The 16,984-nt window shown below is 58.2% G+C and carries 13 protein-coding genes; 8 read left to right on the top strand and 5 right to left on the bottom strand.

What is annotated here, in order from left to right; all coding sequences use genetic code 11:
- Positions 1 to 20: 20 nt before the first annotated feature.
- The 4 genes from cydD (at position 21) to infA (ending at position 4,822) form a co-directional block, all read left to right on the top strand.
- On the top strand, positions 21 to 1,787 hold the full coding sequence (gene cydD / locus ACOI6Z_RS14850; RefSeq protein WP_023289008.1) for a heme ABC transporter permease/ATP-binding protein CydD: 1,767 nt from the start codon (positions 21 to 23) through the stop codon (positions 1,785 to 1,787).
- The gene (gene cydC, locus ACOI6Z_RS14845; RefSeq protein ID WP_065812158.1) at positions 1,788 to 3,509 is read left to right on the top strand and encodes a heme ABC transporter ATP-binding protein/permease CydC; all 1,722 of its coding nucleotides are present in this window, start codon (positions 1,788 to 1,790) and stop codon (positions 3,507 to 3,509) included. It begins immediately after the preceding gene.
- Positions 3,510 to 3,548: 39 nt separating this feature from the next.
- Positions 3,549 to 4,250: a leucyl/phenylalanyl-tRNA--protein transferase gene (aat, locus tag ACOI6Z_RS14840; protein ID WP_049014702.1), complete on the top strand. Its 702-nt coding sequence runs from the start codon at positions 3,549 to 3,551 to the stop codon at positions 4,248 to 4,250.
- A gap of 353 nt (positions 4,251 to 4,603) precedes the next feature.
- Positions 4,604 to 4,822: a translation initiation factor IF-1 gene (infA, locus tag ACOI6Z_RS14835; RefSeq protein ID WP_001040187.1), complete on the top strand. Its 219-nt coding sequence runs from the start codon at positions 4,604 to 4,606 to the stop codon at positions 4,820 to 4,822.
- 121 nt (positions 4,823 to 4,943) lie between these two features.
- Here infA and clpA read toward each other — a convergent pair whose 3' ends face one another.
- Together clpA and clpS are read right to left on the bottom strand one after the other, a co-directional pair.
- Entirely contained in the window at positions 4,944 to 7,223 is a 2,280-nt protein-coding gene (gene clpA, locus ACOI6Z_RS14830) for an ATP-dependent Clp protease ATP-binding subunit ClpA (RefSeq protein ID WP_065812159.1), read from the bottom strand.
- Positions 7,224 to 7,253: 30 nt separating this feature from the next.
- Positions 7,254 to 7,571, bottom strand: a complete 318-nt coding sequence (gene clpS / locus ACOI6Z_RS14825) for an ATP-dependent Clp protease adapter ClpS (RefSeq protein ID WP_002896520.1) — start codon at positions 7,569 to 7,571, stop codon at positions 7,254 to 7,256.
- A gap of 325 nt (positions 7,572 to 7,896) precedes the next feature.
- Between clpS and cspD the strand changes: the two genes are divergently transcribed.
- Positions 7,897 to 8,118, top strand: coding sequence for a cold shock-like protein CspD (gene cspD, locus ACOI6Z_RS14820; protein WP_002896516.1), 222 nt, complete (start codon positions 7,897 to 7,899; stop codon positions 8,116 to 8,118).
- Positions 8,119 to 8,194: 76 nt separating this feature from the next.
- Here the strand turns inward: cspD and macB are convergent, their stop codons facing one another.
- The 3 genes from macB to ACOI6Z_RS14805 all read right to left on the bottom strand — a co-directional run bounded on the left by macB (position 8,195) and on the right by ACOI6Z_RS14805 (position 13,052).
- The gene (gene macB / locus ACOI6Z_RS14815) at positions 8,195 to 10,135 is read right to left on the bottom strand and encodes a macrolide ABC transporter ATP-binding protein/permease MacB (protein WP_044521907.1); all 1,941 of its coding nucleotides are present in this window, start codon (positions 10,133 to 10,135) and stop codon (positions 8,195 to 8,197) included.
- Complete coding sequence (macA, locus tag ACOI6Z_RS14810; RefSeq protein WP_420687439.1) at positions 10,132 to 11,247, bottom strand: macrolide transporter subunit MacA; 1,116 nt, start codon at positions 11,245 to 11,247, stop codon at positions 10,132 to 10,134. Before macA ends, macB begins: the two co-directional genes overlap by 4 nt.
- Before the next feature lie 146 nt (positions 11,248 to 11,393).
- The gene (locus ACOI6Z_RS14805; protein ID WP_044521905.1) at positions 11,394 to 13,052 is read right to left on the bottom strand and encodes an ATP-dependent endonuclease; all 1,659 of its coding nucleotides are present in this window, start codon (positions 13,050 to 13,052) and stop codon (positions 11,394 to 11,396) included.
- Between the two features lie 418 nt (positions 13,053 to 13,470).
- On the opposite strand from ACOI6Z_RS14805, the gene aqpZ reads away from it, so the two are divergent.
- From aqpZ to hcp, 3 genes are all read left to right on the top strand, one after another.
- Positions 13,471 to 14,166 carry an aquaporin Z gene (gene aqpZ / locus ACOI6Z_RS14800; protein WP_004201355.1) on the top strand — a complete coding sequence of 232 codons (696 nt, stop codon included), beginning with the start codon at positions 13,471 to 13,473 and terminating at the stop codon, positions 14,164 to 14,166.
- 115 nt (positions 14,167 to 14,281) lie between these two features.
- Complete coding sequence (locus ACOI6Z_RS14795) at positions 14,282 to 15,181, top strand: lysine exporter LysO family protein (RefSeq protein ID WP_023289001.1); 900 nt, start codon at positions 14,282 to 14,284, stop codon at positions 15,179 to 15,181.
- A gap of 143 nt (positions 15,182 to 15,324) precedes the next feature.
- Positions 15,325 to 16,977: a hydroxylamine reductase gene (gene hcp / locus ACOI6Z_RS14790; RefSeq protein WP_065812212.1), complete on the top strand. Its 1,653-nt coding sequence runs from the start codon at positions 15,325 to 15,327 to the stop codon at positions 16,975 to 16,977.
- The last annotated feature ends 7 nt before the right edge of the window (positions 16,978 to 16,984 follow it).

The following is a 16,984-nucleotide window of genomic DNA, read 5'->3' as shown; positions in this document are numbered from 1 at the left end:
CGACACCTGCTAAGCGCGCAATGAATAAAACCCGTCAACAAGAGTTAACCCGCTGGTTAAAACAGCAAAGCATTATCTCCCGTCGCTGGTTGATGATTTCCCGCCTCCTCGGCGTGGCGAGCGGTCTGCTGATCGTGGCGCAGGCCTGGTTCCTGGCGCGGATCCTGCACCGGATGGTGATGGAGAATATTCCTGCGACCGCCCTGCTGCTGCCGCTGACCCTGCTGGTGCTGACCTTTGTGCTGCGCGCCTGGGTGGTCTGGCTGCGTGAACGGGTCGGCTTTCAGGCCGGGCAGCATATTCGCTATGAAATTCGCCGCCAGGTGCTCGACCGTCTCCAGCAGGCGGGCCCGGCGTGGATCCAGGGTAAACCGGCCGGCAGCTGGGCGACGCTTATCCTCGAGCAGATCGACGATATGCATGACTATTATGCCCGCTACCTGCCGCAGATGACGCTGGCGGCCTGCGTGCCGCTGCTGATCGTTATCACTATTTTCCCGATCAACTGGGCCGCCGCGCTGATCCTCCTCGGCACCGCGCCGCTGATCCCCCTGTTCATGGCCCTGGTTGGGATGGGCGCCGCCGATGCCAACCGGCGTAACTTCCAGGCGCTGGCCCGCCTCAGCGGCCACTTCCTCGACCGTCTGCGCGGCATGGAAACCTTGCGTATTTTTCACCGCGGTCAGGCCGAAACGGATAATATTCGCGACGCCTCGCAGGATTTTCGCCAACGCACCATGGAAGTCCTGCGCCTGGCGTTCCTCTCCTCCGGAGTACTGGAGTTTTTCACCTCGCTCTCCATTGCGCTGGTAGCGGTTTATTTCGGCTTCTCATACCTTGGCGAGCTTAACTTCGGCCACTATGGCGCGGGCGTCACGCTGATGGCGGGCTTCCTGACGCTGATCCTCGCCCCGGAGTTTTTCCAGCCATTACGCGACCTGGGCACCTTCTACCATGCCAAAGCCCAGGCCGTCGGCGCTGCGGACAGTCTGAAAACGTTTATGGAAACCCCGCTGACCCAGGTGGAGCGTGGCGAAAAAACCTTAAATGATAACGATCTGATTGGCGTGGAAGCGCGCGATCTGCTGATTAAATCTCCCGACGGGAAAGTCCTCGCCGGGCCGCTGAATTTTTCACTGCCTGCAGGCGCGCGGGTGGTGCTGGTGGGGCAGAGCGGCTCAGGGAAAAGTTCCCTGCTGAACACCCTGCTCGGCTTTTTGCCCTATGAAGGTTCGCTGAAGGTCAACGGCGTGGAGCTGCGCGAGCTGGACGCCGATCGCTGGCGTCGCCTGTTAAGCTGGGTGGGGCAGAATCCCCAGCTTCCTGCCGCCACGCTGCGGGAAAATGTGCTGCTGGCGTGGCCGGAAGCCAGCGATGCCCAGCTTCGGCTGGCGCTGGACAAGGCCTGGGTGAGCGAGTTTATCGCTCTGCTGCCGGATGGGATCCATACCGCCGTGGGCGATCAGGCGGGCCGTCTGTCGGTCGGCCAGGCGCAGCGTATCGCGGTCGCCCGCGCGCTGTTGGTGCCGTGCCGCCTGCTGCTGCTGGATGAACCCGCCGCCAGCCTCGACGCCCATAGCGAACAACGGGTTATGCAGGCGTTGACCCACGCCTCCACCCAGCAAACCACGCTGCTGGTTACCCATCAGCTTGAGGGACTGGCGGACTGGGATGCCGTCTGGGTGATGCAGAACGGACAGATTATCGAACAAGGCGACTACGCCACGCTGGCCCGCGCCGGCGGGGTCTTCTCGGCGCTGTTGGCCCATCGTCAGGAGGAGATTTAAATGCGCGCGCTCTTACCCTATCTGGCACTGTATAAACGCCACAAATGGATGCTGCTGCTCGGCATCGTACTGGCTATTGTGACCCTGCTGGCCAGTATCGGCCTGCTGACGCTCTCCGGCTGGTTTCTCTCCGCCTCTGCGGTGGTGGGCGTCGCCGGGATCTACAGTTTTAACTATATGCTGCCCGCCGCGGGCGTCCGCGGCGCAGCGATTATCCGTACCGCCGGACGCTATTTCGAGCGTCTGGTCAGCCACGATGCCACCTTCCGCGTGCTGCAGCACCTGCGCGTCTTCACCTTCAGCAAACTGCTCCCCCTCTCTCCGGCGGGGCTGGCGCGCTTTCGCCAGGGTGAACTGCTCAACCGCGTAGTCGCCGACGTCGACACCCTGGATCACCTCTACCTGCGGGTCATTTCGCCGCTGGTCGGCGCGCTGGTGGTGATTGTGGTGGTGACCTGCGGATTAAGCCTGCTCGACGTTACCCTCGCGCTGACGCTCGGCGGCATCATGCTGGTGACCCTGCTGGTTATGCCGCCGCTGTTCTATCGCGCCGGTAAACCGGCCGGAGAGAGTATGACCCAGCTGCGCGGCCAGTATCGGCAACAGCTTACCGCCTGGCTGCAGGGCCAGGCGGAGCTGATGGTGTTTAACGCCAGCGACCGCTATCGCGCGCAAATGGAAAAAACCGAGCTCAGCTGGCAGGACGCGCAGCGTCGCCAGGCCGAGCTGACCGCGCTTTCACAGGCGCTAATGCTGTTAATCGGCGGAGTCGCCGTGGTGGCCATGCTCTGGCTGGCCTCAGACGGCGTCGGCGGCAACAGTCAGCCCGGGGCGCTGATCGCCCTGTTCGTCTTCTGCGCCCTGGCGGCTTTCGAAGCCCTGGCGCCCGTCACCGGCGCTTTCCAGCATTTAGGTCAGGTGATCGCCTCCGCGCTGCGGATCTCGCAGATCACTGACCAGCAGCCGGAAGTCTCCTTCGTTGAGGGCGAAGCCAGCAGGCCTGCGCAGGTGGCCTTAACCTTCAGGCAGGTCACCTTCCGCTACCCGCAGCAGCCCTCCCCCGCCCTGGAGAACATCTCCCTGCAGATTGCCGCCGGGGAACATATCGCTATTCTTGGCCGAACCGGCTGCGGAAAGTCGACGCTGTTGCAGTTGCTCACCCGCGCATGGGATCCGGCGCAGGGAGAGATATTGCTCAACGACCAGCCGCTGTCCGGGCTGAGCGAAGCCACCCTGCGGCAGTCAATGAGCGTGGTGCCGCAGCGCGTGCATCTGTTCAGCACCACCCTGCGTGACAACCTGCGGCTGGCGGCGCCTGAGGCTGATGACACACTGCTCTGCGCCACCCTTGAGAAGGTAGGCCTGGAAAAACTGCTGGAAGATGGCGGACTCAACGGCTGGCTGGGCGAAGGCGGACGCCAGCTTTCCGGCGGCGAACTGCGCCGGCTGGCCATCGCCCGCGCGCTGCTCCACGATGCGCCGCTGATGCTGCTGGATGAACCGACAGAAGGTCTGGATGCCGCCACCGAAAGCCAGATCCTGCATCTGCTGGCGGAAGTCATGCGCGAGAAAACCGTGCTGATGGTCACCCACCGCCTGCGAGGCCTGGCGCGTTTTAATCAGATAATAGTCATGGACAACGGCCAGATAATTGAGCAAGGTAGTCACGCGGAGCTGCTCGCTAAACAGGGCCGGTACTTCCAGTTTAAACAGCGTCTGTAGGCTATTATCTAATTTTTGCTGATGCGTATTGAGGTTAAAATGCGTCTGGTTCAGCTCTCCCGGCATTCTATCGCCTTCCCTTCTCCGGAAGGCGCCCTGCGTGAACCTAACGGCCTGCTGGCGCTCGGCGGCGATCTAAGCCCCGCGCGTCTGCTGATGGCCTATCAGCGTGGTATTTTTCCCTGGTTTTCCCCCGGCGACCCGATCCTCTGGTGGTCGCCCGATCCCCGGGCAGTGCTTTGGCCGGAACAGTTCCATCTCAGCCGCAGCATGAAGCGCTTTCATCAGCGCTCCCCCTACCGCGTCACGCTCAATCATGCCTTTGGCGCGGTGATTGAGGGCTGCGCCAGCGATCGTGACGAAGGCACCTGGATAACCAGCAGCATCGTTCGCGCCTATCACCAGCTGCATGAGCTGGGCCATGCCCACTCCATTGAAGTCTGGCAGGAGAATACCCTGGTGGGGGGAATGTACGGCGTGGCGCAGGGGGCATTGTTTTGCGGCGAGTCGATGTTCAGCCGGGCGGAAAATGCCTCTAAAACCGCGCTGCTGGTATTTTGCCAGGACTTTGCGCAGAGCGGCGGTAAATTAATTGACTGTCAGGTGCTGAACAACCACACCGCGTCATTAGGCGCAGTGGATATTCCCCGCCGCGATTATCTGGACTATCTGTCGGTATTACGCGGCTACCGTCTACCCGAGCGATTTTGGGTACCACGGGTGCTATTTCCGGGCGGATAATAAAATGTTTTCAGCACATTTTGCGTCAGGATGGTATAATTGCGCGGTAGAGTAGCTTCTGCCTGTTGCCCCGCCGCCGTTTGGGAATAATAAGAGTCAGATAACGCCCATCGTTCTGTCACTCCCCTTTACGTTTGCGCCTGTCACGCGGCATGGCCGTGTGTGTCCCGGGCAATGCGCCAAAACTACTTCGGCGATTCATACCCGTCATATTTCCATTGCCGGCGTGCTGACTGCGCGCCTTGCGGTAAGGTGAATGATTCAGGGTAGACACGTAAAACTTTACTTACATGATGAACTTCGGCATTATCTTGCCGGTTCAAAACTACGGTAGTGATACCCCAGAGGACTAGATGGCCAAAGAAGACAATATTGAAATGCAGGGCACCGTACTTGAAACGTTGCCTAACACTATGTTCCGCGTAGAACTGGAAAACGGTCACGTGGTAACCGCGCATATCTCCGGTAAAATGCGTAAAAACTACATCCGCATTCTGACGGGCGACAAAGTGACTGTTGAGCTGACCCCGTACGACCTGAGCAAAGGCCGCATTGTCTTCCGTAGTCGCTGATTGTTTTCGCCACTAAGGCGTCAGATGCTGAAGGCCGGGATAATTCCCGGTCTTTTCATTTCTCCCGCCAGCCAGCAAAAAAAACCGGCCAGTGGCCGGTTTTTACATGCAAGATATCGCCTTAGTGGGCGGCTTCCGGTTTGTGCTTCGGCGCGCTCTGGAAGTCGTAAGTCAGCGTATTTTTCGCGCTGTCCAGAGAGACCGTCACCTGCCCCCCGTCGACCAGCGAGCCAAACAGCAGCTCGTTCGCCAGCGGTTTTTTCAGGTTGTCCTGAATGACGCGTCCCATCGGACGTGCCCCCATCGCCCGGTCGTAGCCTTTTTCCGCCAGCCAGTCGCGCGCTTCCTGGCTGACTTCCAGGGAGACGCCTTTCTGATCCAGCTGAACCTGCAGCTCGACGATAAACTTGTCGACAACCTGATGGATCACCGTGGTGGAGAGGTGATCGAACCAGATAATGTTGTCGAGACGGTTACGGAACTCCGGCGTAAAGATCTTCTTGATCTCATCCATTGCATCCGGACTGTTGTCCTGCTGGATAAGGCCAATCGATTTACGCTCGGTTTCCCGCACCCCGGCGTTGGTGGTCATCACCAGCACCACGTTGCGGAAGTCCGCTTTACGTCCGTTGTTATCGGTCAGCGTTCCGTTATCCATCACCTGCAGCAGCAGGTTGAACACGTCCGGATGCGCTTTTTCGATCTCATCGAGCAGCAGCACCGCGTGCGGATGTTTAATCACCGCATCGGTCAGCAGCCCGCCCTGGTCGAAGCCGACGTAGCCCGGAGGCGCCCCGATTAAACGGCTGACGGTATGACGTTCCATATATTCGGACATATCAAAACGCAGCAGCTCGATACCCAGCGCCTTCGCCAGCTGCACGGTCACTTCGGTTTTCCCCACCCCGGTCGGCCCGGCGAACAGGAATGAACCCACCGGCTTGTGCTCATGGCCCAGCCCGGCGCGCGCCATTTTGATGGCTTCCGTCAGCGCCTCGATGGCCTTATCCTGACCAAAGACCAGCATTTTCAGTCGATCGCCAAGGTTTTTCAGCGTGTCGCGATCGCTGCGGGAGACGCTCTTCTCAGGGATCCGCGCAATGCGCGCCACCACTGACTCGATATCCGCCACATTAACCGTTTTCTTACGCTTGCTGACCGGCATTAAGCGCGCCCGCGCCCCTGCCTCGTCAATCACGTCAATCGCCTTATCCGGCAGATGACGATCGTTAATGTATTTCACCGCCAGCTCAACCGCGGCACGCACCGCCTTGGCGGTATAACGCACATCGTGGTGCGCTTCGTACTTCGGCTTCAGGCCGTTGATAATCTGGACGGTCTCTTCCACCGACGGTTCGGTAATATCAATTTTCTGGAAACGGCGGGCCAGCGCACGATCTTTCTCAAAGATGTTGCTGAATTCCTGGTAAGTGGTTGAGCCAATCACCCGGATCTTGCCGCTGGAAAGCAGCGGTTTGATCAGGTTAGCCGCATCGACCTGACCGCCAGACGCCGCCCCCGCACCGATGATGGTGTGGATCTCATCAATGAACAGGATGCTGTTGGTATCCTGCTCCAGCTGTTTGAGCAACGCTTTAAAGCGTTTTTCAAAATCGCCACGGTATTTCGTCCCGGCCAGCAGAGAACCAATATCGAGCGAGTAGATGGTGCAGTCAGCCATGACTTCCGGCACATCGCCCTGCACAATACGCCAGGCAAGGCCTTCGGCGATGGCGGTTTTACCGACGCCGGATTCCCCCACCAGCAGCGGGTTATTTTTACGCCGACGGCACAGAACCTGAATGGCGCGTTCCAGCTCTTTTTCACGGCCGATCAGGGGATCAATGCCGCCGACGCGAGCAAGCTGATTGAGGTTGGTGGTGAAGTTTTCCATACGTTCCTCCCCGCCGGCTTGCTCTTCATTGCCAGGCTGGCTTCCGCTGTGATCGGAAGACTGGCTCGGCTCGTCTTTGCGTGTACCATGAGAAATGAAGTTCACCACATCGAGTCGGCTCACTTCATGTTTACGCAGCAGGTAGGCGGCCTGCGACTCCTGCTCGCTGAAAATCGCCACCAGCACGTTGGCGCCGGTCACTTCGCTGCGGCCAGAAGATTGCACGTGGAAGACGGCGCGCTGCAGCACACGCTGGAAGCTCAGCGTCGGCTGAGTGTCGCGCTCTTCTTCCGTGGCTGGCAGGACGGGTGTGGTTTGTTCGATGAAGGCTTCAAGTTCCTGACGCAATGCCACCAGGTCCACTGAACACGCTTCCAGGGCCTCACGGGCCGAGGGGTTGCTTAGCAGAGCCAGCAGCAAGTGCTCGACGGTCATAAACTCATGACGGTGCTCGCGCGCTCTGGCGAAAGCCATATTTAAACTGAGTTCCAGTTCTTGATTGAGCATAGGCACCTCCCCCAATTTTCATGCCTGTATTCAGGCTTTTTCCAGCGTACACAGCAATGGATGCTCGTTCTCCCTCGCGTACTGATTCACCATAGCGACTTTGGTCTCCGCCACTTCCGCGGTAAACACGCCACAAATCGCCTTACCTTCATAGTGAACCGTGAGCATCAGTTGCGTTGCACGTTCAACATCATAAGAAAAGAATTTTTGTAACACGTCAATAACAAACTCCATTGGAGTGTAGTCATCATTGACCAATATCACTTTATACATAGATGGCGGTTTAATCGCATCACGAACTTCGTCGTCAACCAGGTGCTCGAAGTCCAGCCAATCTCTCTTACTCATCGTCAGTGTTCATCATCGGTTGCTGTTGCCAACAGGCGGAGGCCTGTCGATGACCAGAGGTTATGCTCATCACAAATCTACAACAGATCATAGATAACTATCATCTATCGCTTCTATCCGCGACGGCTGTCACATTCCCCGGCAATAGCGTTAACTGCTTCAAATTTTGACGCATTTTTCGCCGCTCCCCCTCCTCAATCGCTTGACGCGTTTTCGTATTTCTCTAAATTGTAGTGGCGAGAGTTGGCGAGCAATTGAACAACTCGTCACTCCACCACCGGTTCATTCCATCTTACTAATAAAGATTTACGAAGGATGTCGAAGTATGGAAATGGGTACTGTTAAGTGGTTCAACAATGCCAAAGGGTTCGGTTTTATCTGCCCTGAGGGCGGCGGCGAAGACATTTTCGCCCATTACTCCACCATCCAGATGGATGGTTACAGAACGCTAAAAGCCGGACAAGCCGTTCGGTTTGATGTTCACCAGGGGCCAAAAGGCAACCACGCCAGCGTGATCGTCCCTGTGGAAGCGGAAACGGCTGCATAACTCTTTTGCTTCATTGTGTACATCCTGCTAATAAAATGCCAGTCCTTCTGACTGGCATTTTTATTTCTCATCCCGACTACTCCCGCGCCAGGGCATCCACAGGATCGAGCCGCGCCGCATTGCGCGCCGGCAGCCACCCAAACAGCACCCCGGTTAACGTCGAACAGAGAAACGCTGTCACCAGCGCCAGCGGCGAAAAACCGATCTCCCAGCCGGGGAGAAACAGCTGCAGAATAAACGCAATCATCAGCGACAATGTCACCCCCAGCGCGCCGCCGACCAGGCAAACCAGCACCGCTTCGATGAGAAACTGCTGCAGCACATCGCTGGCCCGGGCGCCAACCGCCATGCGGATGCCTATCTCACGCGTCCGTTCGGTCACCGACACCAGCATAATATTCATCACGCCAATCCCGCCGACCACCAGGGCGATCACCGCCACCAATGTCAGGAACAGCTGTAAGGTATGTGTGGTCCTTTCGGCGGTTTTCAAGATGCTGTCCATATTCCAGGTGAATACATCTTTTTTACCATGCCGCAGCTCCAGCAAACGCAGCAGCTGCTTTTCAGCGGTGTCGCTGTCATAGCCTTCATGAACGCGGACGGTGATCGAGTTCAGCCACGACTGGCCCATCACCCTTCCCGCCATGGTGGTGTAGGGCAACCAGACGCGGAGAATTTTACTGCTGCCGAACATCGACTGCTTTTCATCCGCAACGCCAATCACCGTGGCCGGCATATTGCCCACCAGAATCACCTCGCCCACCACTTTCGCTTTATTGGGAAACAGCTGGCGACGGGTATTGCTGTCGAGCACCACCACCTGCGCCCGGCTGTTGAGCTGCAGCTCATTAAAGGTATTGCCCTCGCTAAAGGTCATGCCGTAAACATTAAAGTATTGCGGCCCCACCCCTTCCGCGCTGGCGGCTACGTCAATATTGTTGGCGCGCAGACGCAGGCTTTTTGACACCGCCGGCGTAGCGGAACGCACCCACGGCTGTTTCTGGATCGCCAGCAAGTCGTCATACTTCAGCGCCTGCTGATAGCGCGGGTCGTCATCGCCAAAATCCTTGCCAGGGTAGACGTCAATGGTATTGGTGCCTATCGCGCGAATATCTGCCAGCACCATCTGTTTGGCGGCATCGCCCACCACGACGATCGACACCACCGAGGCAATCCCAATAATAATGCCGAGCATGGTCAGCAGGGTGCGCATTTTATTCGCCGCCATCGCCCGCCAGGCCATGACCAGCGCCTCGCGAAAGCCGCTGGTGAACTGACGCCACGCCGAGGGCTCCTCCTGCTGACGGGCGCGCAGCCCACCGCCCTGGCGGCTGGCGGAGGGGTTGCGGACGATTTCGCCATCGCGGATCTCGACGATCCGCTCCGCCTGAGCGGCGACCTGCGGATCGTGAGTGACAATGATGACCGTGTGCCCCTGCGCTTTCAGCTGGTGCAGGATCGCCATCACCTCTTCGCCGGAATGGCTGTCCAGCGCGCCGGTCGGCTCATCGGCGAGGATCACTTCCCCACCGTTCATCAGGGCGCGGGCGATACTGACCCGCTGCTGTTGGCCGCCGGACAGCTGCGACGGCTGATAGTCGGCGCGATCGCCAAGCCCCAGGCGCGCCAGCAGCTCATGAGCGCGCGCCAGGCGCGCCCGCCGTTCACTGCCGGCATACACCGCCGGCACTTCGACGTTCTGCGCGGCGGTCAGATGCGACAGCAGGTGATAGCGTTGAAAGATAAAACCAAAGTGTTCCCGCCGCAGACGGGCCAGCGCATCACCATCCAGCTGCGCAATATCGGTTCCCGCCACCCGATAGGTGCCGCTGGTGGGTTTATCAAGGCAGCCAAGGATGTTCATCAGCGTTGATTTACCCGAGCCGGAGGCGCCCACGATCGCCACCATCTCCCCGGCATGGATACTGAGGGTGATCCCCTTGAGGACCTCAACGCTGCCGTCGCCGGAAGGATAGCTGCGACGAATATCACGCAGCTCGAGCAGGGCCGTCATTTTGCCGCCCCGCTCGCGCTCTCGCCGACGATCACCTCATCCCCCTCTTCAAGTCCCTGCACCACCGCAACGTCGGTATCATTGCGCGCGCCAATGACAATCTCACGCTCTTTGACCTCGCCGGTACGCAACAGCCGGACGTGGTAGCGGTTATCACCGACCGCATCGCCCAGGGCGCTCAGCGGGATGGTGATCACGTTCTTTACCTCGGCCAGTTGAATATGCACCTGCGCGGTCATGTCGAGGCGCAGGATCCCCTGCGGGTTCGGGACCTCGAAGCGGGCATAATAGAAGATGGCGTCGTTGACTTTTTCCGGCGTCGGCAGAATGTCCTTCAGCTTGCCTTCATAGCGGGTTAACGGGTCGCCCAGCACGGTAAACCACGCCTTTTGCCCCGGTATGAGATGGATGACATCCGCTTCGGAGATCTGCGCTTTAACCAGCATGGTGCTGAGGTCCGCCAGGGTCAGAATGTTCGGCGCCTGCTGGGCAGCGATCACCGTCTGTCCCTGCAGGGTGGTAATTTGCGTCACTTCGCCAGCCATCGGCGCCAGGATCCGCGTGTAGTCGAGGTTGGTCTTCGCGGTGTCGAGCGTCGCCTGGTTGCGCTTAATTTGCGCTTCAATGGTGCCGATTTGCGCCTGTTTCACCGCCAGGTCGGTGGCCGCGGTATCGAGGTCCTGTCGCGAGACCAGCTGGCGCTGCGCCAGCTGCTGCTGACGGGCCAGGGTCACCTGCGCCAGCTTACTCTCCGCGCGCGCCTGATTGAGCTGGGCGCGCAGTTCCATCAACGTCGCTTCCACCTCTTTGATCTGGTTTTGCGCCTGCTCAGGATCGATAACCCCCAGCAGTTGGTCCTTTTTGACCTTATCGCCGATATTCACGTGCAGCGTCTTCAGCTGTCCGCTGACCTGGGCGCCGACGTCAACTTTTCGCAGGGCATCCAGCTTGCCGGTAGCCAGCACGCTCTGCTGGAGGTCGCCTTTGCGCACCACCAGTGTCTGGTAGTGCGGCAGCGGCGCGTTGAGGATCCGCCATCCCCAGACAGCCAGACCCAGCACCACGATCGCCAACAGCCACCAGACGGTCCTGCGTTTTCCCTTCAATTTCATATTCCGATTCCTGCTGTTTCCCTGCCGATCCAGGCGGTGATTCTATCGAAACCCGTTGGCAACAGAACATCCATTTTTCGCGCCAATGACGTTTTGTTTAGCTGCCGGAGAGCTTTGCGCCGCCGAGCCCCCCGACGGCGAAGAGATTAATCGGCGCGACCGCGGGCCAGCCACAGTACCCGCGAGAACATTTTTTTCAGCAGCGTCGGCACTGCGTCCACCCCACGGCGGCCGGCTTCCATTGCCACCTCAATCGCCAGGTCCGGCTTGGATGAACGATGAATGGCCTTGGTGATCACCCGCCGCATATTCATGGGCACATTATCCGGGATCTGCGCCACCCGGTGGTAAACGTCATCAAATCCCTGACGATACATAAAGTGTTCCATATCCAGCGCCGGCAGAGTGGTCAGATGGTCGCGCTCCAGTTCGCGATCGTTATTCAGCAGGCCGCGTACGGTCGCGGCATATTTTTTCCCTGCCTCATCGCCGTCCACCAGCACGTGCCACTGGATCCCCATCCGGCGGGCGAATTTGATCAACGGCTTCAGGCCCGACTGGGCGAATTCAATGACTTTCACCCCTTCAGCATCAAAATGATGGCCGCACTGGCGGGCCAGTTCGTTGATAACCCAGGTTTCCGTCTCCCCCTCTACCAGCAGCCAACAGCGGGCGAAGAGCGATGAGGCGCGATTGAAGCGGATATGAAAGGCAATGCGCCGACTCTCTTCGGCATTCATTCCGCCGGGCCCCAACCGCCATGCCGACACCCGCGCCGATTCACGCACCAGCCGGCACACATGCTCGACGGGCGTTAGCGACAGCAGCTCGCCGGAGTTCGTCGTCGTCACCCGCTGCAGCGGCAGCAAATTGAGCAAATGCCAGGCCACCGACAGCATAATAGGATGCAGCCGGGTTTCCGGGTCCTCAATCAACAAGAGCGGCCGCGCATCGCGATCGAGGCGCACCGTCCCTTTCGCCTGCAGCAGGGTGGCGAACAGCCCCAGCAGGATCACCCGATGGCTGCGCCCGCCGGGCTTGTCGATCATCCGGTTGATAATATCCAGATAACGCCAGCTACGCTGTTCATCATGGGAACGCCGCCGCATCAGGCGATGTCGCGTCTGGGCGCTGCTTTGCTCGGCAAAATAATGCTCCAGCAGCTGCACCATGGCCGACAACCCCTCGCGGATCTGACCGTCGGATAAATTTTGCGGGTGGCTGACCAGTTCGCGGGACAGAAAATCCAGCTGGCGGGCGGTGATCTCTATCTGCGGCGAGTGCGGTACCGTTCCGTTATGAATGCGCCGCATAAAGCGCGCGTCGCGCAGACGCAGCACCGGCATCAAACGCACCAGGTGTCTGGCCAGCTCATCGATATCCTCCAGCGCCAGCGCTTCGCCTTCGCCATCGATAAAACTGCGCAGGGTCATCACGCTGTCATCATCGGCGAGTTCGCCTTCCAGGCGGTAGAACACCCGGTGATACCCGTCATCACAGGGCACCCAACAGCGCTGAAGCGGACGGAAACGCCGCACCCGATGGCGTCCCGGCTCCGTTTCGCGGAAGGTCAGAATAATATGCAAATGGTGCTCGCGCCCCTGGATGTCGCCCGCGGGGAACCAAAAGTCATCGCGAACAAAGTGATAAAGATCGAACTCTGGCGACAAAAGCAGGGTCAGCGCATCAAGCAGACTGGACTTCCCCCACGCGTTCTCCCCGATCAGGACGTTATTTTGCTCGAGCATCAACGACAGACGATTGATACCGCGAAAACCGACGATTTCTACGCGCTCAAGAAGCATATCCCCTCCGCTACACCACCACTCTCCTTCAGTAATCAACAGTATAGCGAGGGCGGCGGCAAGATGACACTCCGCTTAGTCACCTCGCGCATCCTATTCAGGAGGTTAAATATATTCATAAAATTACACACTTACCGCCTATTAACCGCTGTTGATTATTCATCAAACAAAATAGTTTTATTTCAGACGTTATGTTCTACACTATTGATAATCTTGGATGGATATAGGAATAGTTAAACTGGCAAACGCAATCCCTTCACCTTGCCCTAAATCAATTAATATCAATATATTTAACTGGCTCTGGGATGGCGATTATCTCTAGAATAACGCCGCTTTATTTTTATCGTCGTCCCTTATCACGATAAATAAAGAACGGCACGGTCCGCTCGTGCGCGTAAACATTTAAATTGAGGTGGTTATGTTCAGAAAATTAGCAGCCGAATGCTTCGGCACCTTCTGGCTTGTATTTGGCGGCTGCGGTAGCGCCGTCCTTGCCGCAGCATTTCCCGAGCTGGGTATCGGTTTTGCCGGCGTGGCGCTGGCATTTGGTTTAACCGTATTAACCATGGCGTATGCGGTTGGCCATATTTCCGGCGGTCATTTCAACCCGGCGGTGACCTTAGGCCTGTGGGCCGGCGGTCGTTTCCCGGCGAAAGAGGTCATTGGCTATATTATCGCCCAGGTGGTCGGCGGAATTATTGCCGCCGCGGTGCTGTACGTAGTGGCCAGCGGTAAAGCCGGCTTTGATGCCGCCGCCAGCGGTTTTGCCTCCAACGGCTATGGCGAACACTCCCCGGGCGGCTTCTCTATGCTGTCGGCTATCGTTATTGAAATCGTACTGACCTGCGGCTTCCTGCTGGTTATCCATGGCGCTACCGACAAACACGCGCCTGCGGGCTTCGCGCCGATCGCTATCGGCCTGGCGCTGACCCTCATCCATTTGATCAGCATTCCGGTCACCAACACCTCGGTCAACCCGGCGCGCAGCACCGCGGTGGCGATTTTCCAGGGCGGTTGGGCGCTGCAGCAGCTGTGGCTGTTCTGGGTCATGCCGATCGTCGGCGGGATCCTCGGCGGCGTGCTGTACCGCACTCTGCTGGAAAAACGCGATTAATCTTTTCTAAAGCCCGGGTCCCCGGGCTTTTTCTTTCTGGCGACAGCTTTACTCGGCCCGGCTATTTGGATAGTGTCATGAGCGCTATTCTCATCATGCAAGGGTTGCATCGTTCATGTTCTCGGGACTGTTCATCATTCTGTTGCCGCTGGTCGTCGGCTATTTACTGCCTCTTCGTCACTCCTCCGCGTTAAAACTGATTAACCGGATGCTGAGCTGGATTGTCTATGTGATCCTCTTTTTTATGGGTATCAGCCTGGCGTTTCTCGACAATCTGGCCAGCAATCTGCTGGCGATATTGCATTACGCCGCGGTGAGCGTGGTCATCATTTTACTGTGTAATATTACCGCTCTGCTGTGGCTGGAAAGAAAAATGCCCTGGCGCAGTCTGCATCGTCAGGAGAAATTACCCTCGCGCCTGGCCATGGCCCTGGAATCACTCCAGCTGTGCGGTGTGGTGGTGCTCGGTTTCTTGCTTGGCCTGACCGGCCTGTCTTTTTTACAACACGCCACCGAAGCCAGCGAATATACGCTGATCTTTCTCCTGTTCCTCGTTGGTATTCAATTACGCAATAATGGAATGAGTCTGCGACAAATAGTCCTCAACCGGCGGGGAATGATCGTCGCCGTGGTGGTCACGGCCAGTTCATTACTCGGCGGCATCCTCAACGCCTTTATTCTGGATTTGCCGCTAAAGACCGGTCTGGCGATGGCCAGCGGCTTCGGCTGGTATTCACTCTCCGGTATTTTACTGACCGAATCCTTTGGCCCGGTGATCGGCAGCGCGGCGTTCTTTAACGACCTGTGCCGCGAGCTGCTGGCCATCATGTTAATTCCGGGCCTGATTCGCCGTAGCCGCTCCACGGCGCTGGGGCTGTGCGGCGCCACCTCCATGGACTTCACCTTACCGGTGCTGCAGCGTTCCGGCGGCGTGGAGATCGTCCCTGCCGCCATCGTGCACGGTTTTCTGCTGAGCCTGCTGGTCCCGATCCTGATCGCCTTTTTTGCCGCCTGAGCAGGCGCTGGCGGCAGACTTCCTGCCGCCAATTTTGCGCTAAATCAATCTCCCTTTAAGTTGTATCAGAAATACCTTTTCTCCTCACGCGCTCGGGCATAACCTTAAACATGTATATCAAATATAACTTTAAAGGTGTGACCATGTTTTGTGTGCAATGTGAACAAACCATTCGTACCCCGGCCGGCAACGGCTGCTCTTACGCGCAGGGGATGTGCGGTAAAACAGCGGAAACCTCCGATCTACAGGATCTGCTGATTGCGTCACTGCAAGGCCTCTCCGCCTGGGCGCTCCAGGCCCGCGAATATGGCATTATCGACCACGACGTCGATAGCTTTGCGCCGCGCGCTTTTTTCTCTACGCTGACTAACGTTAACTTCGACTCCCCGCGTATCGTTGGCTATGCGCGCCAGGCTATCGCCATGCGTGAAGCGCTTAAAGCGCAGTGCCTGAACATTGATGCCCACGCGACGGTTAACAATCCGATGGCCGCTCTGCAACTGGCTAGCGACGATCTGGGCGACCTGCAGCGTCAGGCGGCGGAATTTACCCCGAACAAAGACAAAGCGGCCATCGGCGACAACATTCTCGGCCTGCGCCTGCTGTGCCTGTACGGCCTGAAAGGCGCTGCGGCTTATATGGAACACGCGCACGTTCTCGGCCAGTACGACAACGACATCTACGCCCAGTACCATAAAATCATGGCATGGCTGGGTACCTGGCCTGCCGATATGAACGCGCTGCTGGAGTGCTCAATGGAGATCGGCCAGATGAACTTCAAAGTCATGAGCATTCTGGACGCCGGTGAGACCAGCAAATACGGTCATCCGACCCCAACCCAGGTCAACGTTAAAGCGACCGAGGGCAAGTGCATCCTGATCTCCGGCCATGACCTGAAAGATCTCTATAACCTGCTGGAGCAGACCGAAGGCACCGGCGTTAACGTCTATACCCACGGGGAAATGCTGCCGGCGCACGGCTATCCGGAGCTGCGTAAATTCAAACACCTGATTGGGAACTACGGCAGCGGCTGGCAGAACCAGCAGGTGGAGTTCGCCCGCTTCCCGGGCCCCATCGTCATGACCTCTAACTGCATCATCGACCCCACCGTCGGCGCCTACGACGATCGTATCTGGACCCGCAGCATCGTCGGCTGGCCGGGCGTGAACCACCTGGAAGGTGAAGACTTCGCGCCGGTTATCGCCCAGGCGCAGCAGATGGCGGGCTTCCCGTACAGCGAGATCCCGCATCTGATCACCGTCGGCTTTGGCCGTCAGACCCTGCTCGGCGCGGCGGATACACTGATCGATCTGGTCAGCCGGGAAAAACTGCGTCACATTTTCCTCGTCGGCGGCTGCGATGGCGCCCGCGGGGAACGTAACTATTTCACCGATTTTGCCACCAGCGTACCGGACGACTGCCTGATCCTGACCCTGGCCTGCGGTAAATACCGCTTCAATAAACTCGATTTCGGCGATATTGAAGGCCTGCCGCGTCTGGTGGATGCCGGTCAGTGCAACGATGCCTACTCGGCGATTATTCTGGCGGTCACGCTGGCGGAAAAACTGGGCTGCGGCGTCAACGATCTGCCGCTGTCGCTGGTGCTCTCCTGGTTCGAGCAGAAAGCGATCGTCATCCTGCTGACGCTGCTGTCTCTCGGCGTGAAAAACATTGTCACCGGCCCGACGGCGCCTGGCTTCTTCACTCCGGATCTGCTGGCTATCCTCAATGAGAAGTTTGGTCTGCGTTCCGTGACCACCGTGGAACAAGATATGCAGCAGCTGCTGAGCGCGTAAGGAGTCC

This window comes from Klebsiella sp. C239 (assembly GCF_048822715.1).
Classification (GTDB): domain Bacteria; phylum Pseudomonadota; class Gammaproteobacteria; order Enterobacterales; family Enterobacteriaceae; genus Klebsiella; species Klebsiella quasipneumoniae.
This window is presented reverse-complemented; position numbering and strand designations above follow the sequence as displayed.